General features: G+C 64.4%; 16 protein-coding genes and 1 pseudogene. 8 read left to right on the top strand and 9 right to left on the bottom strand.

From position 1 onward, the window contains the following. Positions 1 to 7 precede the first annotated feature (7 nt). Together JZZ72_RS21250 and JZZ72_RS21245 are read right to left on the bottom strand one after the other, a co-directional pair. The gene (locus tag JZZ72_RS21250) at positions 8 to 973 is read right to left on the bottom strand and encodes a DUF559 domain-containing protein (protein ID WP_100633191.1); all 966 of its coding nucleotides are present in this window, start codon (positions 971 to 973) and stop codon (positions 8 to 10) included. A gap of 145 nt (positions 974 to 1,118) precedes the next feature. Then, positions 1,119 to 1,787, bottom strand: a complete 669-nt coding sequence (locus tag JZZ72_RS21245) for an FMN-binding negative transcriptional regulator (protein WP_210015102.1) — start codon at positions 1,785 to 1,787, stop codon at positions 1,119 to 1,121. Positions 1,788 to 1,885: 98 nt separating this feature from the next. Here JZZ72_RS21245 and pdxR point away from each other — a divergent pair, with 98 nt between their 5' ends. Beyond that, positions 1,886 to 3,379 carry a MocR-like pyridoxine biosynthesis transcription factor PdxR gene (gene pdxR / locus JZZ72_RS21240; RefSeq protein WP_043860820.1) on the top strand — a complete coding sequence of 498 codons (1,494 nt, stop codon included), beginning with the start codon at positions 1,886 to 1,888 and terminating at the stop codon, positions 3,377 to 3,379. On the opposite strand, the gene JZZ72_RS21235 is transcribed toward pdxR, so the two are convergent. Genes JZZ72_RS21235 through JZZ72_RS21225 form a run of 3 tightly spaced genes read right to left on the bottom strand, consistent with a single transcriptional unit; the run spans position 3,358 to position 4,936 of the window. Continuing rightward, positions 3,358 to 3,783, bottom strand: coding sequence for an HD domain-containing protein (locus tag JZZ72_RS21235; RefSeq protein ID WP_043860821.1), 426 nt, complete (start codon positions 3,781 to 3,783; stop codon positions 3,358 to 3,360). The two genes, pdxR and JZZ72_RS21235, sit on opposite strands and share 22 nt — an antisense overlap. A gap of 12 nt (positions 3,784 to 3,795) precedes the next feature. Next, positions 3,796 to 4,311 (bottom strand): GNAT family N-acetyltransferase, encoded by a 516-nt coding sequence (locus tag JZZ72_RS21230; protein WP_043860822.1) that lies wholly within the window; start codon positions 4,309 to 4,311, stop codon positions 3,796 to 3,798. A 55-nt stretch (positions 4,312 to 4,366) separates the two neighbouring features. Next, on the bottom strand, positions 4,367 to 4,936 hold the full coding sequence (locus JZZ72_RS21225) for an SPOR domain-containing protein (RefSeq protein ID WP_054915273.1): 570 nt from the start codon (positions 4,934 to 4,936) through the stop codon (positions 4,367 to 4,369). 93 nt (positions 4,937 to 5,029) lie between these two features. On the opposite strand from JZZ72_RS21225, the gene JZZ72_RS21220 reads away from it, so the two are divergent. Next, on the top strand, positions 5,030 to 5,494 hold the full coding sequence (locus tag JZZ72_RS21220) for a cysteine hydrolase family protein (RefSeq protein WP_054915274.1): 465 nt from the start codon (positions 5,030 to 5,032) through the stop codon (positions 5,492 to 5,494). 46 nt (positions 5,495 to 5,540) lie between these two features. Here the strand turns inward: JZZ72_RS21220 and JZZ72_RS21215 are convergent, their stop codons facing one another. The 4 genes from JZZ72_RS21215 to JZZ72_RS21200 form a co-directional block, all read right to left on the bottom strand. Continuing rightward, positions 5,541 to 7,787 carry an Orn/Lys/Arg family decarboxylase gene (locus JZZ72_RS21215; protein ID WP_210015101.1) on the bottom strand — a complete coding sequence of 749 codons (2,247 nt, stop codon included), beginning with the start codon at positions 7,785 to 7,787 and terminating at the stop codon, positions 5,541 to 5,543. An 86-nt stretch (positions 7,788 to 7,873) separates the two neighbouring features. Further along, positions 7,874 to 8,626, bottom strand: a complete 753-nt coding sequence (gene dnaQ / locus JZZ72_RS21210) for a DNA polymerase III subunit epsilon (protein ID WP_229589435.1) — start codon at positions 8,624 to 8,626, stop codon at positions 7,874 to 7,876. An 86-nt stretch (positions 8,627 to 8,712) separates the two neighbouring features. After that, a complete protein-coding gene (rnhA, locus tag JZZ72_RS21205) occupies positions 8,713 to 9,168 on the bottom strand; it encodes a ribonuclease HI (protein ID WP_043859728.1) in 456 nt (151 codons plus the stop codon). 9 nt (positions 9,169 to 9,177) lie between these two features. Further along, positions 9,178 to 9,960, bottom strand: coding sequence for a class I SAM-dependent methyltransferase (locus JZZ72_RS21200; RefSeq protein ID WP_043859727.1), 783 nt, complete (start codon positions 9,958 to 9,960; stop codon positions 9,178 to 9,180). An 80-nt stretch (positions 9,961 to 10,040) separates the two neighbouring features. Here JZZ72_RS21200 and gloB point away from each other — a divergent pair, with 80 nt between their 5' ends. From gloB to JZZ72_RS21170, 6 genes and pseudogenes are all read left to right on the top strand, one after another. Further along, positions 10,041 to 10,820, top strand: a complete 780-nt coding sequence (gene gloB / locus JZZ72_RS21195; RefSeq protein WP_100633187.1) for a hydroxyacylglutathione hydrolase — start codon at positions 10,041 to 10,043, stop codon at positions 10,818 to 10,820. Positions 10,821 to 10,919: 99 nt separating this feature from the next. Next, positions 10,920 to 12,341 (top strand): LysM peptidoglycan-binding domain-containing protein, encoded by a 1,422-nt coding sequence (locus tag JZZ72_RS21190; RefSeq protein WP_210015100.1) that lies wholly within the window; start codon positions 10,920 to 10,922, stop codon positions 12,339 to 12,341. Positions 12,342 to 12,460: 119 nt separating this feature from the next. After that, the gene (locus JZZ72_RS21185; protein WP_210015099.1) at positions 12,461 to 14,293 is read left to right on the top strand and encodes an extracellular solute-binding protein; all 1,833 of its coding nucleotides are present in this window, start codon (positions 12,461 to 12,463) and stop codon (positions 14,291 to 14,293) included. Continuing rightward, the gene (locus tag JZZ72_RS21180; protein ID WP_210015098.1) at positions 14,290 to 16,152 is read left to right on the top strand and encodes an extracellular solute-binding protein; all 1,863 of its coding nucleotides are present in this window, start codon (positions 14,290 to 14,292) and stop codon (positions 16,150 to 16,152) included. Before JZZ72_RS21185 ends, JZZ72_RS21180 begins: the two co-directional genes overlap by 4 nt. A 1-nt stretch (position 16,153) precedes the next feature. Continuing rightward, positions 16,154 to 17,227, top strand: a complete 1,074-nt coding sequence (locus JZZ72_RS21175) for a microcin C ABC transporter permease YejB (RefSeq protein ID WP_043864486.1) — start codon at positions 16,154 to 16,156, stop codon at positions 17,225 to 17,227. Between the two features lies 1 nt (position 17,228). Continuing rightward, a pseudogene (locus tag JZZ72_RS21170) lies at positions 17,229 to 17,553 on the top strand (ABC transporter permease); the annotation flags it as partial.

Here is a 17,553-nt window from a genome sequence, read left to right as displayed (position 1 = left end):
CTGAAGATCACTTGACCAGCTGGAACTGACTGGCGCCCTGCAACTCCAGACGCGGCACGCCCTTGTACTGCTCGATACGCCCTATCACGCACACCGTGCGCCCCTCCAGCGGCTGCGCCAGCAACGAGGCGAACGCCGGGCGATGCTCGCCCCATACCACCAGCCCCAACCGTCGCTTGCTGGGGAAGCTGGCACCCAGGTCGATCCAGGTCGGCTGGCCCCTGGACGACGGTTTGTAGGTCACCTTCATGATCGGGCCCAGCACCGCAGCGCTCTGCCCGATATGGTCGGCGGCCTGACGCCAGTCCAGCGGGTTGTCGCAGGTGGCGCCCTGCAAGGTGGCGGGTGACGCCGGCGCCGCCACTGCCTGGCTGACCACGGCAGAGCCTGCAACCGACTCGGTGCCCTTGAACGCAAACACCACGATCAGAACCCCGATCAGCGCAGTGAATGACATGATCGTGTACTTCATGACCGAAACCTCCTTGTTGAGCCCTTTGATCCGGCTGCCCTGCGCCTGCGCCAACTGCTGCACGCTGGCGCTCTGGCGCGTGCTCGACAGCAGGTCGTGGGCTTTTTTTCGCTCGGCATCGAGCAGTACGCTGATATCCCGAGCGCAACGCTGCGGGTGATCCCTGACGTCGCGGTTGGCAAAGCGCAGCACCCGCCAGCCCTGGGAAGTGAGTGCAGACTGACGCCGCTGCCAGTCGATGAACTCGGGGTGCGACATGCCGGTGCCCGTACCGCTTTTGTCATAGCCATCGATTTCGATGGCGATGCGCACGTCTCCCTCTTCATTGATGACAAGGTCGCAGTAGCGTTGCTTGCCGTCATTGTCCTTGAAGGGGTATTGCGCACTCAGCGACTCGTAACGCATGCCCGCCACGAGGCTGAGCACGTTGCTGGCGAACAATCGTTCGTAGTCACTGCCGAACCGCGCCGCATTGGCCTTCAACCACTCGTCCTGGGTCATGTCCTGTCGTCTGCGCTGGAAAGTCGGGCCGGTGCAAAAGCACCCACTCTCGACCGATGCAGTCAAAAAGCCATAACGCAGCCGAGCCGCCGATTCTGGCCGACTCTGTAGGAAAAGTCGATTTTCAAGTGGGATCAGACGGCGGTCATTCGGGCGACTTCGCCGGCAAGGCCGGCCCGTGCAGGGGGTGACCGGTGGCGCTCAACATGGCTTCGCCCACTGCTGGTTTGCCCGACGCCTTCAACCCCTGGGCGGCGCCCTGGATATCCCGCGCCTCCTTGTTCTGGCCCAGCTTGAATTTGCCGACCAGACGGGTGATCTCGATCTCGAGCCCGACGATGGCCTTGAGCATGTCGCGGATGTAGTCCTTCGGCGCGTCGGACATCTTCCACGGCACGGGCTGGGATGCTTCGTGGGTGCGCGTGAGCAGGGCCACCAGGCCACGCACGTAGTGCTCGTCATCGTGCAAGGTCACGCGGCCATGGGCGTGCACCACCTGATAGTTCCAGGTGGGCACCTGTTTGTGGGTCTCGTGCTTGCTGGGATACCAGTTGGGCGAGATGTAGGCATCGGCGCCGCGAAAGATCACCAGCACTTCATCGCCATCCTTGAGTTCGCGCCACAGCGGGTTGGCCCGCGATACGTGAGCATGCAGCACCCCCTGCTTGCCCTCCTGCGGCTTGAAGTGGAACGGCAGATGGTTGGCATCCAGCCCACCCTCGCCGTGGCTGACCAATACACCCAGCGGGTTCTGCATGATCAGCTGATGCAGCACCTCGGGGCGCGACTCGTTGAAATACTGCGGTACGTACATGGTTTGCATCCATCCGGCACAGGGCGATGGCAAATTGTGTGGCGCAACTGGCCCATGGTATAGATCCACTATCGAACAAAATGACTGGACCAGAAAACATGGCGCGCAAAGCTAACGTGGTGGATATTCCTTCGCTGGGCACGCTGGACCGCAGCAGCGGCCAACTGGGGCGCCAACTGGCCCAGGCGCTGCGTGCGGCGATCCGGCGCGGCGACCTCAAGCCCGGCGAGGCGCTGCCCTCGACCCGCATGCTGGCCAGATCGCTGATGATCGCGCGGGGCACGGCCATCGAGGCGTTCGAGCAACTGACGGCCGAGGGGTTTCTGGAGTCCCGCGGCCGTGCCGGCACGCGGGTCGCGCACAGCCTTGAAGAGCCACCTGCCGCGCACACGACAGGTGTGGCGCGGCCCGCCGCCAGCTCGGCACGCATCGAACGCTTTGCACAACTTGCCCGCCGCTTCGGCGAGGTACCCCAGGTACCGTTCGCCGTCTCGGTACCGCTGGGCAAGGCCGCGCCGGATGATATCTGGCGGCGCCTTGGCAACCGGGTGCGCGCCCGCGGCCCGGGTGCCCCTGCCGGCTATGGCGACCCGCTGGGGGAAATCGAGCTGCGCGAGGCGGTGGTGGACTATGTGCGCAAATCCCGCTCGGTACGCTGCGAGGCCAGCCAGGTGATCATCACCTCCGGCACCCAGCAGGGCCTGTATCTGGCCTGCCAGGTGCTGCTGGACATCGGCGATTTCGCCTGGGTCGAAGACCCGGCCTACCGCGGTATCACCGCCATTCTCGAAAGCGCCGGGCACAGCGGGCAGATGGTGCGCGTACCGGTGGACGCCGAGGGCATGGACGTGGAACACGCCGTCGCCACCTGCCCCCACGCCCGCGCCGCCTTCGTCACCTCTTCGCACCAGTACCCGCTGGGCATGCCGATGAGCATGACCCGGCGCGAGGCACTGCTGAGCTGGGCCAGAACCCACAATGCATGGGTGATCGAGGACGACTACGACGGCGAGTTGCGCTATGCAGGGCACCCGTTCCCCTCGTTGCAGGGGCTGGACCCTGAACGGGTGATCTACCTGGGCACCTTCAGCAAGATCCTGTTCCCGTCACTGCGCCTGGGCTATGCGATCGTGCCGCCGGACCTGGTGGACGCCTTCTGCGGTGCCCGCGTGCTGATGGACCGTCATCCGGCCAACGCCGACCAGCAGGTACTGGCGGCCTTCATCAACGAAGGCCATCTGGACCGGCACATCCGCCGCATCCGCGGTGTGTACGCCACCATCCACCGCCAGGTGAACGAAGCGGTGGCGCGCTGGCTGGAGCCTGAGCTGGCCTGGCTGCAACCGACCGACCAGGGCATGCACCTGGTGCTGTGGCTGGCAGCAGGTATCGACGACAGGCAGGTAGCGGACCAGGCCGCAGAGGCCGGGGTGGTGGTGCGCGCGGTATCCCCCATGTATGCGGGGCCGCACGGCAGGCCCGGGCTGGTGCTCGGCCTGGGTGGGTTCAGTGGCGAAGCCATCGATGCGGCGATGCAGCGCCTGGCACGGGTGATCGAAAGCGCCAGCGTTCAGGCCAGCGCCTGCAGGTAGGCGCTGGCCTGCTGATAGCGCTGCAGGCGCGCGATGTCTTCGGGGCCGGGCATGGCGATGCGCGAAAGGTCGCTGTTGTCGGCAAGGTCGGCAAGCTTTACCACCCGTGCCAGCGGGTCGCTGCCCAGCCGCGCGACGAAGGCCTCGTAGCTTTCGTCATCGCGCCGGCTCAGCGCCTGCACCGCCGCCAGTATCTTCAGGGCGAAGCCTTCGCGGGCCAGGTCCGACAAGCTCATGCTGGTATCTTCAAGCACGTCGTGCAGCACCGCGACGATGCGCTGTTCGGTGGTCTGCACCCTCAGCATCACCCGCAACGGGTGCAGGATATACGCAGTGCCGCCCTTGTCCTGCTGCCCTTCATGGGCCCTGGCGGCAACCGCAATGGCTCGCTCCAGTGTGGACATAAGCCCCCTCCTCTAACCCTCGCGCCGTCGCAGGCGCGCCATGCTGCAGGCATCGGTGAACACACCGTCACGTAAAGCATAGTCGCGCAAATGCCCTTCCACCTCGAAGCCGTGGCGCCGGTACAGCGCCAGTGCCGGCTGGTTATCGGCGTAAACAGTGAGTTCGACGCGCTGCAGGCCCATCCAGTTGTCCGCCACCTCGAGCACCGCCGACAACAGCCGTGTGCCCACCCCCTGCCCTTGCCAGGCCGGGGCGACGCCCATGCCGATGCCGCCGCAATGACCGCGACGTACACGTATGAACTGCTCGAGCGTACAGCTGCCGATCACCTCGCCTTGATGTAAGGCCACCAGAAACACCATTCGTTCGTTGTCGGTGGCGATGCGTTTGCGCCACAGGTCGGCGCTCTGATACGGCATCTGCAGCACCTGCCGCGCCACCTGCGGGTGGTTGTACAGGGCCGTGAGCCCCTCGACGTGCTGTTCGGTACAACGTTGAAGGGTAATGGCGAAGGGCGAATCACTCATGACGGCTCATCCTTGAAGACAAGCCGTGAGTGTAAGAGGCGCCGCCGCGTGCTGGCTAGCGCTCGGCGCCGTGCTGGATGACCACCGAATCGGTACCCAGGCGCGCCATCACATCGTTCTTGCTGGCCAGGGCCTCCTCTTTGGTCGGGTAAGGGCCCAGCAGTACCACCGGCTTGCCGTCGCGGTACACCACCGAGGATGGAATCTGTTTTTCGATCAGGCGCGCGGTCATGTCGCTGAGGGCGCCCATGTTCGGGCCCTGGATGATCTCGACGTCCCAGCCTTCGGGCGCGGGCTGGTCGGCCAGGGCATCGGCACGGCGCTGCAGGTCGGCACCACCGCAGATTTCGCGGATGCGCAGGTCGCCGCCGGTTTCGTCGATGATGATCTGGTAGTCGTCGCCCTGCTTGATGGCCACGTAGCTGCGGTAAGGCTGGAACACACCGGCCGCGTCCTTGCCACGGAACTGGCCGCAGATATCGCCCTGCTTGTTGAATCGCACGTTGGCGAACTTGGCCGTCTTCGGGTTATCCAGATGCTCGGCAACCTGCTTGTGTACCCGTTCGGCATCGTTGTCACAGCCGGCCAGGGCCAGCACTGCCATTACCACCGCCACTTTGCGCACGCGTCTATCTCCAGGTTTCAAGCGGCGGATTTTAGCATCTGTGCAAGGCCGGGGGTTACAATCGCCCGGCCTTGAACTTCCATAGGGCCTTCCATGCGCCAGGTACTGCTGATTATCGACGTACAACCCTCGTTCAACCCGCCGCAATGGCTGGTAGACGGCATAACATCACTGATCGGCCGCATGCCGTCGGTGGCGAGCGTGGAGCGCCATGATGAATCGGTGACCCCGTTTCAACGTCAGCTGGGCTGGCAACCGGCGGCGCACGACCAGAGCCTGGTGGCGGCAGATCGTATCTTCATCAAGCATGGCTACGCCCCGACGGCCGAGATGCTGGATTACCTCAGGCAATTGAACCCCGAGCGCGTGCTGGTGTGCGGCATACAGACCGACACCTGCGTGCTGGCGGCGGGGTTCGCGCTGTTTGATGCGGGGCTGCAGCCGACCCTGATCAGCGACCTCACGGTAGGGTCGTCGCTGGATCGCTCGGGGCAGTTGGGGGTGAGCCTGTGGCGGCATCATTTCGGGCACGTGGTGAGTACGCAACAGTTGCGGTGAAGGCTTCGCCGGCAAGGCCGGCGAAGCGGCCAGCACAAACCATCCCTCATTCGCGGATGCAATCCACCGTATACACGTCCCCCACCTCATGCTGCAGCCCGTGCACATCGGCCACAAACCCGGGGAACCCACGGTCGAACGCCCGTGCAAAGCCCAGGTAGTCGATGATCGAGCGCGTCGACTCGGTAAACCGCTCCCCGGGCATGATCAACGGAATCCCCGGCGGGTACGGCACCAGCATCACCGCCGCCACCCGCCCGATCAGGCGCTCGATCGGCACCGCCTCGACCTCGCCGCGCACCAGCTTGTCATACGCATCCCCCGGCTTCATCACCACCTCGGGCAAACGCGTGTACAAGCGCTTGAGCTGCTTGGCCGTGGCGTTGGCGCGGTAGCATTCGTGCAACTGCTCGCACAGGTCGCGCAGGCCCATACCGTGGTAGCGCAACGGGTCCAGCTGCGCCACGCACGGCAGGCTCTGCAGCAGCGCGGTATTGGCGTCGTAGTTGCGCTTGAACTCCAGCAGTTCGGTGAGCAAGGTGCTCCACTTGCCCTTGGTGATCCCCATCGAGAACAGCACCAGAAACGAATACAGGCCGGTCTTCTCCACCACCAGCCCGCGCTCCCACAGGAACTTGCTGACCACTGCCGCAGGAATACCATGCTCGCCCAGGCTGCCGCCCGCATCCAGCCCCGGCATCACCAGCGTGACCTTGATCGGGTCGAGCAGCACGTAGTCTTCGCTCACATCGCCAAAACCGTGCCATTCGGCCTGGGGTTGCAGCAGCCAGTCCTCGGTCGCCACGCGGTGAATGCCACCCACCTGCGGCGGTTGCCAGATACTGAACCACCAGTCGTCGTCGGCCAGGTGCTCGCGCAGGTTGGCCAGCGCACGCCGGAAGCTCAGCGCCTCGTCGAACATTTCCTGCAGCAGCGAGCGCCCAGCCGGGCCTTCCATCATCGCCGACGACACGTCCAGCGAGGCCAGAATGCTGTACTGCGGCGAGGTGGAGATATGCATCATGAACGCCTCGTTGAATCGATCACGGTCGAGCTGGCGTGCACCGCCGTCCTGCACGTGGATCATCGAGGCCTGGCTGAACGCGGCCAGCAGCTTGTGGGTGGAATGGGTGCTGAACACCAACGGGCTGTCGGCACTGCGCGAAGTACCCATGGCGTAACGCCCGGCAAAGAATTCATGAAACGCCGCGTAGGCGTACCAGGCCTCGTCGAAATGCAGCACCTCGACACTGTTGCCCAACACCTGCTTGATCATCTCGGCGTTGTAGCACAGCCCGTCATAGGTGGAGTTGGTCACCACCGCCATCTTCACCCGCGGCTCGCGCCCTGCGGCCAGCGGGTTGGCCGCGATCTTGGCCTGGATCGCCTCGCGGCTGAACTCGCTCAGCGGGATGGGGCCGATGATGCCCAGCTCGTTGCGCTCCGGACACAGGTACAGGGGGATTGCGCCGGTCATGATGATTGCGTGCAGCACCGACTTGTGACAGTTGCGATCCACCAGCACCAGGTCGTCACGCCCGACCATCGAGTGCCAGACGATCTTGTTGGCGGTGGAAGTGCCGTTGATCACGAAGAAGGTGTGGTCGGCGCCGAAGTTGCGCGCCGCACGCGCTTCGGCCGCCGCCAGGGGGCCGGTATGGTCGAGCAGCGAACCCAGCTCCGGCACCGACACCGACAGGTCCGAACGCAGGGTGTTCTCGCCGAAGAACTGGTGAAACGCCTGGCCCACCGGGCTCTTGCGATACGCCACGCCACCGCCATGGCCCGGCGTGTGCCAGGAGTAGTTCGATTGCGCGGTGTGCTGCACCAGGGCCTTGAAGAACGGCGGCAGCAGGCCGTCCAGGTAGTTGTGCGCCGCCCGCGCCACTTGCCGGGCCAGAAACGGCACGGTGTCTTCGAACAGGTAAAGGATGCCGCGCAACTGGTTCAGTTCGCTCATGGCGTCGGCCGGCGCGTTCTCCAGGGTCACCTGCTCGCCCAGTGCGAAGATCGGCAAGTGCGGTGCGCGCACCCGCGCCAGGCGGATCAACTCGACCATGTTCTGCAGCAGGTGGGTGTTTTCCCCCGCGCCTTCGGCCGCAATCAGCATGCAGGCCAGGCCGTGGTGGGTGGCCGCTACCAGGCGGCCCTCGGCGTAGTCCACCGCCGGCAGAATGGTAAAGCCGTCCTGGGCCAGTTCCTGGGCAATGCCGCGCACGCGATCACCGGCCACACTGTCGGCCTTGATATCGCGGTGCACGATGAGTATCGGAAACTTGAGGTCCTTGTACATGGGCGCCGGCACCTTCTGAGCGACAGGCCGTGAGGCCGTTCATTTCAGGGTAGAAGGTCGGCGCCAGGTACGCGGCGGGATTTGCTTCAGCGGGCCTCGAGCAGTTGCTGCCACAAGGCCGGGCCACCGGTGGATTTTGCCACTGCTTCAAGGCGCGCCATGTGCGCTTGCAGCTCTGCCTCGGTGGCCGGGATGATGCGCCCCGGCTGACGCCCCACCAGCCGACGGATCTCGCTGCCCTGGCTGGACTGGCCTTCGCCCTCGCTGTCGCTGCCGGCCAGTGACAGGCTGGTCTGGCCGCCGGTCATGGCCAGGAACACGTCCGCCAGCAACTCGGAGTCGAGCAACGCGCCGTGCAGTTCGCGGCCGGAGTTGTCTACGCCATAGCGTTTGCACAAGGCATCGAGGCTGTTGCGCTGGCCCGGGTGACGCTCGCGGGCCATCAGCAGGGTGTCGAGCACCTCGCAGTGCTGTGCGATATCGGCGCGATCGTGCTGGCCGAGCATGGCGAATTCGTTGTTGATGAAACCAACGTCGAACGCCGCGTTGTGGATGATCAGCCGCGCGCCCTTGATGTACTCGAAGAACTCGTCGGCGATTTCGGCGAAACGCGGCTTGCCCACCAGGAATTCGTCGGTGATGCCGTGCACCCCGATCGCGCCTTCGTCGCTTTCGCGGTCGGGCTGCAGGTACACGTGGAAATTGCGTCCGGTCATGCGCCGGCCGACCAGCTCGATACAGCCGATCTCGATGATGCGGTGACCATCGGCCACCGGCATGCCGGTGGTTTCGGTGTCGAGCACTACCGACCTGTTGTTCTGCATCTCCACGTCGGTCATCTCCTGCCGCGTACTGCCTGAATATTGAAAGCGGCGAATTTTACCTCACCCGGGGCAGGATGTGGCGAATTCGCTAAAGGGAGGGTTCAGCGTTGCTTGCGCAGATCGTCGACGCCGCGGTTGGCCAGCTGGTCGGCACGCTCGTTGCCGGCGTGGCCGACGTGCCCGCGCACCCACTGCCATTTCACGTTGTGGCGGTTGACCTGTTCGTCGAGCTGCTGCCACAGGTCGGCGTTCTTGACCGGCTCCTTGGCGGCGGTCTTCCAGCCACGCTTCTTCCAGTTGACCATCCACTCGGTGATGCCTTTCATCACGTATTGCGAGTCGGTTACCAGCAGCACATCACACTGGCGCTTGAGCGCCTCGAGGCCCTTGATGGCGGCCATCAGTTCCATGCGGTTGTTGGTGGTTTCGCGCTCGCCGCCCCACAGCTCCTTTTCGACGCCCTTGCAGACCAGCAGCGCGCCCCAGCCGCCCAGGCCAGGATTGCCCTTGCAGGCACCATCGGTGTAGATCTCGACGCTTTCGACGCTTTCGCTCATGTACAGCCTTTATTCATCATTGAAGGTGCGGCCCTCGGGGTGAGGCGTGCGCCGGTTGACCTTGGCCATCGGCAACGGCAGCAGCTTGCCCATCGGCTCGCGGCGCACCTGGCGCAGCGGGCGCAGGCCCACCACCATCTTGCGCGCCACCAGCACGTACACACCGCCACCGGATATCTGCCAGCGCCCGGCAGCACGCTCCCAGCCAGACAACCGTGCCTGCCAGGCCGGCGAGGCAAGCGGCGGACGATAGCACCCGAAGCGGCGTTTCTCCAGCGCGAAGCCCAGCAGGTTGAGCCAGTCGCCCACCCGCGACGGCGAGATGCAGCGCGCCTTGCGCAACGCATCATGGGCAAACACCCGGCGCAGGCCCCAGGTGCTCCAGGGGTTGATCCCGACGATCAGCAGGTGCCCGCCAGGGCGCACGCTGCTGGCCGCCTCGCGCAGCAGGCCGTGGGGCGAGAGGCTGAAGTCCAGCCCGTGCTGCAGCACCACCACGTCGGCGGCGTGCTCGCTCAGGGGCCAGGCCTGCTCTTCGCACACGATCTCGACGCCCGGCAGCGGCGCCCCCAGGCGCACGTTGCGTTGCACCTGCGGGGCATTGGGCGGTGCCTCGGCGCAAGGGCCGTAATGCACCAGGTAGCCACCGAAGAAGCGCCCCAGCTCCTCTTCGAGCAGGCGCTGCTCCCCGGCGAGCAGCTGCTGGCCCAGCGGGCCGGCGAACCACTCGCGCGCCTGGCTGATCAGCTCGAGCCACTGCGGGTCGGCCTGGGCAAAGGCTTGATCGGTCATTGCTGTCTCCCTTGGAAGGTTCTCGACAACGCACATAGCTACTAAGATGCACCCATGTCCACCGTTTGGCGAATCGCACGATGATACAGATACAGGCCCTGCCCGCTTTCAGTGATAACTACATCTGGTTGTTACAAGATGCCGTGAACCAGCGCTGTGCGGTGGTCGACCCGGGCGATGCCGCCCCCGTGCTGGCCTGGCTGCAGGCGCATGCCGACTGGCAACTGACCGACATTCTGATCACCCATCACCACCACGACCATGTGGGCGGCGTTGAGCAGCTCAAGGCGCACACCGGCGCCCGCGTCAGCGGCCCGGCCAACGAACGCATACCCGCCCGCGACCAGGCCCTGAACGACAATGACAGCCTCGAGGTACTGGGGCTTGAGTTCCAGGTGTTCGCCGTACCCGGCCACACCCTGGGGCACATCGCCTATTACTGTGCCCAGCCGCAGTTGCCGATGCTGTTCTGTGGCGACACGCTGTTCGCCGCCGGCTGCGGACGCCTGTTCGAGGGCACGCCGGAGCAGATGCACCACTCGCTGGAGCGCCTGGCAGCGCTGCCGGCGGCCACCCAGGTGTATTGCGCCCACGAATACACCCTGAGCAACCTGCGCTTTGCCTGTGCGGTCGAGCCGCAGAACCCGCACGTTATCCAACGCTTCGAAGACGTTACCGCACTGCGCGCGCAGGATCGCATCACTTTGCCCTCCACCATCGCGCTGGAGAAGCTGACCAACCCGTTTTTGCGGGCAGCAGAAACATCCGTTAAACAAAAAATAGACGAACGGGTGGGCCGCATAAACCCTACGCCCAGTGCTGTTTTTGCAGGGTTGCGGGCCTGGAAAGACACGTTCTAAACAGGCGCTGTGAAGGTCGGAAAATTCTCAAAGGTTGACCGATGGGGGGTGCCTTTCTAGAATCGCCCGACATTTTTGCCCGGAACTTTCCCCCAGCCAATGTCGTCCCCTAGCCGCAGAACCTTCAATTCCGTTGCCCTGACGCGCCTGGCCCAAGCCAGTGCGCTGGCCCTGGCCGCCACCCTCGTGGGCTGCCAGAGCACGCGCCAGGTCGATGAATCCGATAGCGTTCGCGCGCACAACTTCCAGGCGCGGATCAAGCAGAAACCGATCTTCGTGCATGACAAGAAGCCGGTCGAGCCAGCCGTGGCCCAGGACGTCTGGGAACGCATGCGCCAGGGCTTCCAGTTGCAGGACGGCATTGCGGTGAACCCGCGCATCGAGCAGCAGCGCCTGTGGTTCGCCAGCAACCCTTCGTTCCTAGAAGGCGCCGGCGACCGCGGCAGCCTGTACATCCACTACATCGTCGAGCGTCTTGAAGAGCGCGACATGCCGCTGGAGCTGGCCCTGCTGCCGGCAATCGAAAGTGCCTACAACCCGATGGCCTATTCCCGCGCCCACGCGGTGGGCCTGTGGCAGTTCATCCCGTCGACCGGGCGCTACTTCAACCTGCGCCAGACGCGCTTCTACGATGGCCGTCGCGACATCACCGCCTCGACCAACGCGGCGCTGGACTACCTGACCCGCCTGCACGACATGTTCAACGGCGACTGGCTACTGGCCCTGGCGGCCTACAACGCCGGTGAAGGCACGGTCAGCCGCGCCATCGAGCGCAACGAGAAGCTCGGCCTGCCAACCGACTACTGGAACCTGCCGCTGCCCAAGGAAACCCGCGACTACGTGCCAAAGCTGCTGGCCCTGTCGCAGGTGGTGCTGACCCCGCAGGCGTATGGCGTGAACCTCAACCCGATTGCCAACGAACCCTACTTCGAAGCCGTGGCGATCAAGGACCGGCTCGACCTGTCGCGGGTCGCCGCACTGGCCGAGATCGACGAAGACGAGCTGTTCCAGCTCAACCCGGCCTTCAAGAAACGCATGACCGTGGACGGCCCGCAGCAATTGCTGGTACCCACCGCCAAGGCGCAACTGCTGACCACCAGCCTGTCGAACATGAAGCCCGAAGAGCTGCTCAGCCTGCAGCCGAAAAAGGCGGTATTCGAGGCAGCCCTGGCCGAAGCCTCGACGCCGGTGCGCAACAGCCGCTACCGGGTCAAGCGTGGCGACAACCTGGGCAGCATCGCCCGGGCCAACAAGGTCAGCGTCAAGGACCTGCAGCGCTGGAACAAGCTGCGCGGCAACAACCTCAAGGTCGGCCAGACCCTGGTGATGCAAGGTGCGCAGCCTGCCAGCGCGGCCGCCAACCAGAAGAAGCCTACCCAGTACAAGGTGCGCAAAGGCGATTCGCTGTACATGGTGGCCAAGCGTTTCAACGTTGAAATGCAGCATCTCAAGCGCTGGAATCCGCGCAGCGGCCACGCCCTCAAGCCCGGCCAGACCCTCACCGTCTACCTGCCGCACTGAGACCCGGGCCAGGCCTGCCTGGCCGCGGCCCCGGCGATCTCCGGGGCTGCTCTTTTTCCTGCCGATACAAGCTGTTACTGTAGCCGGAATAAAGCCCAAGCCCGGATCGGATCGCCGACTTGATACGTCCCCTCCTGTTGCTGTCATTCAGCCTGGCCTTGAGCTTTCCCGCGGGTGCGACCATCAGCGAAAGTCACGGTTACGCCCAGTTCGGCACGCTCAAGTACCCAGCCAAGTTCACCCATTTCGATTGGGTAAACCCGCAAGCGCCCAAAGGCGGCACCTTGCGCGCCATGGCATTCGGCACGTTCGATACCCTCAACCCCTATACCTTCAAGGGCTCAAGCCCGGTCACCACGCCCAACTTCCTGCAGTACGGGGTGAACGAGCTGAACGAGACCCTGATGGTGGGCACCGGCCAGCGCGACCCCTCCGGCGATGAAGCCACCTCCAGCTACGGGCTGATCGCCCGTTCGGTGGAGTACAGCGAAGACCGCAGCTGGGTGGTGTTCAACCTGCGTCCCGAGGCACGCTTTCACGATGGCCGGCCGATCACCGCCGCCGACGTGGCGTTCTCCTACCGCACCCTGCTCAAGGAAGGCCACCCGCTCTACCGCACCAACCTGCAGGAAGTGCAGCGAGTCGACATCCTCAACCCCAAGCGCATCCGCTTCGTGTTCAAGCGTGCCGGCAACCCGCTGCTGATCTTGCGCCTGGGCGAAATGCCGGTGCTGCCCCAGCATTACTGGAAAGGCCGCGATTTCAAGGCCACTACCTTTGAACCGCCACTGGGCAGCGGCCCGTACCGCATCACCCAGGTACAGCCAGGTCGAAGCCTGGTGTTCGAGCGGGTCAAGGACTACTGGGGCAAGGACCTGGCAGTCAACCGCGGCAAGTACAACTTCGACCGCGTCGAGTTCGAGTTCTACCGCGACAGCGATGTGGCCTTCGAGGCCTTCAAGGCGGGTGAGTTCGATGTCTACATCGAGCACCAGGCCAAGAACTGGGCCACCGGCTACAACTTCCCCGCTGTGCGTCGTGGCCAGGTGATCCAGGCGCAGATCGCCCACCAGATCCCGACCCAGACTCAGGGGTTGTTCATGAACAGCCGGCGCGCCGCCTTCAGCGACGACCGCGTGCGCCAGGCGCTGGGCCTGATGCTGGACTTCGAATGGACCAACCGCACCCTGTTCAGCAGCGCCTACAAGCGCGCCAGCAGTTACTACCCCAACAGCGAGTTCAGCGCCACCGGCCTGCCGGTGGGCAAGGAGTGGCTGCTGCTGGCGCCGTACCGCGACCAACTGCCTGCCGCCCTGTTCACCCAGCCCTACAGCGTGGGCAAGACCAACGGGCGCGGTATCGACCGCGATACCCTGCGCCAGGCCCTCAGCCTGCTCGGCCAGGCAGGCTGGAAGCTCAGCGGCCAGCGCCTGCTCAACAGCAACGGGCAGCCGCTGAAGCTGGAAATTCTGCTGGTGAACCCGAACCTGGAGCGGATCCTGCAACCTTATGTCGAAAATCTTGCCAGCATCGGTATCGACGCGCGCTTGCGCACGGTAGACCGGGCCCAGTACAAACAACGGCTGGACCAATTTGATTTCGACATGATTCTGATGACCCTGAACCAGACCCTGAGCCCGGGCCTTGAGCAGTGGCTGTATTTTCATTCCAGCCAGGCCGCCACCAAAGGCAGCAAGAATTACGCGGGCGTGAAGAGCCCGGTGGTCGACCACCTGCTAGAGTCCCTGCTCAATGCACAGAGCCGCGACGACCAGGTGGCTGCGGCGCGCGCCCTCGATCGAGTGCTGCTATGGCAGCACTACATGGTTCCCAACTGGTATCTCGACTATCACCGCCTGGCCTACCGCAACCGGTTTGCCTTTGTCGCCACGCCGCCCTACACCCTGGGGCTGAACAGCTGGTGGCTCAAGCCCACGGAGAACGCCCAATGATGCCATTGCCGTGCCTGCGCCTGATCGCAGGCGGCCTGCTGCTGGCCAGCCTGAGCTTTCAGGCCCTGGCCGCCCCGCAACATGCAGTGACCCTCTACGACGAAGCGCCCAAGTACCCGGCCAACTTCAAGCATTTCGACTATGTGAACCCCGACGCGCCCAAGGGCGGCACCTTTCGCGTCAACGGCTCCGGCAGCTTCGACAGCCTCAACCCCTTCATCAACAAGGGCGTGCCGGCCGACAACATCGATCTGGTATACGACACCCTGGCGCGCAACAGCCTTGATGAGCCATTCACCGAATACGGGCTGCTGGCCAGGCAGATCGAAAAAGCCCCCGACAACAGCTGGGTGCGCTTCTACCTGCGCCCCGAGGCGCGCTTTCAGGATGGCCATCCGGTTCGTGCCGAAGACGTCGTGTTCACCTTCAACACCCTGGTCACCAGCGGCGCACCGCTTTACCGCGCCTACTATGCCGACGTCGACGAAGTGATCGCCGAAGACCCGCTGCGTGTGCTGTTCAAGTTCAAGCACAAGGGCAACCGTGAACTGCCGCTGATCCTCGGCCAGTTGCCGGTGCTGCCCAAGCACTGGTGGGCCACCCGCGACTTCACCAAAGGCAACCTGGAGATCCCCCTGGGCAGCGGGCCGTACAAGGTCGCCGAGGTCAAGGCCGGGCGCTCGGTCCGCTACGTGCGCGACCCCGACTACTGGGGCAAGGACCTGCCGATCAACCTCGGCTTCTACAACTTCGACACCATTCGCGTCGACTACTACCGCGACAACACCGTGGCGCTCGAGGCGCTCAAGGCCGGCCAGTTCGACTACTGGCTGGAGGTCAGCGCCAAGAACTGGGCCACCGCCTACAACATCCCGGCAGTTCGCCAGAACCGCCTGATCCGCGAAGAGATCGCCAACGGCAACCCGACCGGCATGCAGGGCTTCGTGTTCAACCTGCGCCGCCCGATCTTCCAGGACGTGCGCGTGCGTGAGGCACTGAGCCTGCTGCTGGACTTCGAGTGGACCAACAAGCAGCTGTTCAATGGCGCCTACACCCGCACCACCAGCTACTTCGAAAACTCCGACATGGCGGCCAGCGGCCTGCCGGATGCGGCCGAACTGAAAGTGCTGGAACCGCTGCGCGGGCAGATCCCCGACAAGGTGTTCACCGAAGCGTTCAAGAACCCGGTCACCGATGGCAGCGGCATGATCCGCGAGCAGCAACGCCAGGCCTACAAGCTGCTGCAGGAAGCCGGCTGGCGCATCCAGGACGACAAGATGGTGGATGCCCAGGGCAAGCCGGTGGTGATCGAGTTTCTGCTCGCCCAGACCGAGTTCGAGCGCATCCTGCTGCCCTACAAGCGCAACCTGGCCGACCTGGGCATCGAGCTGAACATTCGCCGGGTGGACGTATCGGAGTACATCAACCGCCTGCGCTCGCGCGACTTCGACATGATCGTGGGCGGCTTCCCGCAATCCAACTCGCCGGGCAACGAGCAACGCGAGTTCTGGCAGAGCGCCAGCGCCGACAAGCCCGGCAGCCGCAACTTCATGGGCCTCAAGGACCCGGCCGTGGACACCCTGGTGGACGGCCTGATCAATGCCGACTCGCGCCAGAGCCTGATCGAACACACCCGTGCCCTGGACCGCGTGCTGCAGTGGGGCTACTACGTGGTACCCAACTGGCACATCAAGACCTGGCGCGTGGCGTACTGGAACCATATCGGCCACCCGGCCACGCCGCCCAAGTACGACATCGGCATCAACACCTGGTGGATCAAGCCGGATGTGAAACCGGTGGTGCCGGGGGCCGCAGACGCCGCCCCAGCCGATGCTGCCCCAGCGGGCGAGGCACCTTGACATGCTGGCCTATATCTTTCGCCGCCTGTTGCTGATCATCCCCACCCTGCTGGGTATCCTGATCATCAACTTCGTGATCATCCAGGCCGCGCCCGGCGGCCCGGTGGAACAGATGATCGCCAAGCTCGAGGGCTTCGACGGCGCCACCAGCCGCATCGCCGGTGGCGGTTCGGAAGTATCCGTGGCCGGCTCCAACTACCGTGGCGCCCAGGGCCTGGACCCTGCCCTGGTCAAGGAAATCGAGCGCATGTACGGCTTCGACAAGCCGGCGCCGGAACGCCTGTGGATCATGATCAAGAACTACGCCCGGCTGGATTTCGGCGACAGCTTCTTCCGCGACGCCAAGGTCATCGACCTGATTGCCGAGAAGATGCCGGTGTCGATCTCGCTGGGGCTGTGGAGCACGCTGATCATGTACCTGGTGTCGATCCCCCTGGGCATCGCCAAGGCTACCCGGCACGGCAGCCACTTCGACGTGTGGACCAGCTCGGCCATCATCGTCGGCTATGCGATCCCGGCATTCCTGTTCGCCATCCTGCTGATCGTGCTGTTTGCCGGCGGCAGCTACCTGGACTGGTTCCCCTTGCGCGGGCTCACCTCGAACAACTTCGATGAACTGAGCACCACGGGCAAGATCCTCGATTACTTCTGGCACCTGACCCTGCCGGTGACCGCGCTGGTGATCGGCAACTTCGCCACCATGACCCTGCTGACCAAGAACAGCTTCCTCGACGAGATCAACAAGCAGTATGTGATCACCGCCAAGGCCAAGGGCCTGAGCCCCAACCGGGTGCTCTACGGGCACGTGTTTCGCAACGCGATGCTGCTGGTGATCGCGGGCTTCCCCTCGGCATTCATCGGCATCTTCTTCACCGGCTCGCTGCTGGTGGAGGTGATCTTCTCCCTCGACGGCCTGGGCCTGATGAGCTTCGAGGCGGCCATCAACCGCGACTACCCGGTGGTGTTCGGCACGCTGTTCATCTTCACCCTGCTGGGCCTGGTGGTGAAGCTGATCGGTGACCTGACCTACACCCTGGTCGATCCGCGTATCGACTTCGACAGCCGGGAGCACTGAGATGACCCTATCCCCTCTCAACCGCCGCCGCTTCGAACGCTTCAAGGCCAACCGCCGTGGCTGGTGGTCGCTGTGGCTGTTCCTGATCCTGTTCGGGCTGAGCCTGGGCGCCGAGCTGATCGCCAACGACAAGCCGCTGGCGGTGCGTTACGACGGCGAATGGTACTTCCCCGCCCTCAAGCGCTACCCCGAGACCACCTTCGGCGGCGAGTTCCCGCTGGAGGCCAACTACAAGAGCCCGTACATCCGCGAGTTGCTGGCAGCCAAGGACAGCTGGGTGCTGTGGGCACCGATCCCGTTCAGCTACCAGAGCATCAACTACGACC

Source organism: Pseudomonas palmensis (assembly GCF_017848315.1).
GTDB lineage: Bacteria > Pseudomonadota > Gammaproteobacteria > Pseudomonadales > Pseudomonadaceae > Aquipseudomonas > Aquipseudomonas palmensis.
The sequence above is the reverse complement of the archived record's forward strand: the minus strand, read 5'-3'. Positions and strand labels throughout refer to the sequence as shown.

Excerpts from the sequence above, each read along its gene's own strand:
- JZZ72_RS21215 (WP_210015101.1), bottom strand. The coding sequence starts at position 7,787 with ATGTACAAGGACCTCAAGTTTCCGATACTCATCGTGCACCGCGATATC.
- pdxR (WP_043860820.1), top strand. The coding sequence starts at position 1,886 with ATGGCGCGCAAAGCTAACGTGGTGGATATTCCTTCGCTGGGCACGCTG.
- JZZ72_RS21200 (WP_043859727.1), bottom strand. The coding sequence starts at position 9,960 with ATGACCGATCAAGCCTTTGCCCAGGCCGACCCGCAGTGGCTCGAGCTG.
- JZZ72_RS21175 (WP_043864486.1), top strand. The coding sequence starts at position 16,154 with ATGCTGGCCTATATCTTTCGCCGCCTGTTGCTGATCATCCCCACCCTG.
- JZZ72_RS21180 (WP_210015098.1), top strand. The coding sequence starts at position 14,290 with ATGATGCCATTGCCGTGCCTGCGCCTGATCGCAGGCGGCCTGCTGCTG.
- JZZ72_RS21245 (WP_210015102.1), bottom strand. The coding sequence starts at position 1,787 with ATGTACGTACCGCAGTATTTCAACGAGTCGCGCCCCGAGGTGCTGCAT.
- JZZ72_RS21250 (WP_100633191.1), bottom strand. The coding sequence starts at position 973 with ATGACCCAGGACGAGTGGTTGAAGGCCAATGCGGCGCGGTTCGGCAGT.
- JZZ72_RS21230 (WP_043860822.1), bottom strand. The coding sequence starts at position 4,311 with ATGAGTGATTCGCCCTTCGCCATTACCCTTCAACGTTGTACCGAACAG.
- JZZ72_RS21190 (WP_210015100.1), top strand. The coding sequence starts at position 10,920 with ATGTCGTCCCCTAGCCGCAGAACCTTCAATTCCGTTGCCCTGACGCGC.
- JZZ72_RS21220 (WP_054915274.1), top strand. The coding sequence starts at position 5,030 with ATGCGCCAGGTACTGCTGATTATCGACGTACAACCCTCGTTCAACCCG.
- JZZ72_RS21235 (WP_043860821.1), bottom strand. The coding sequence starts at position 3,783 with ATGTCCACACTGGAGCGAGCCATTGCGGTTGCCGCCAGGGCCCATGAA.
- dnaQ (WP_229589435.1), bottom strand. The coding sequence starts at position 8,626 with ATGACCGACGTGGAGATGCAGAACAACAGGTCGGTAGTGCTCGACACC.
- rnhA (WP_043859728.1), bottom strand. The coding sequence starts at position 9,168 with ATGAGCGAAAGCGTCGAAAGCGTCGAGATCTACACCGATGGTGCCTGC.
- gloB (WP_100633187.1), top strand. The coding sequence starts at position 10,041 with ATGATACAGATACAGGCCCTGCCCGCTTTCAGTGATAACTACATCTGG.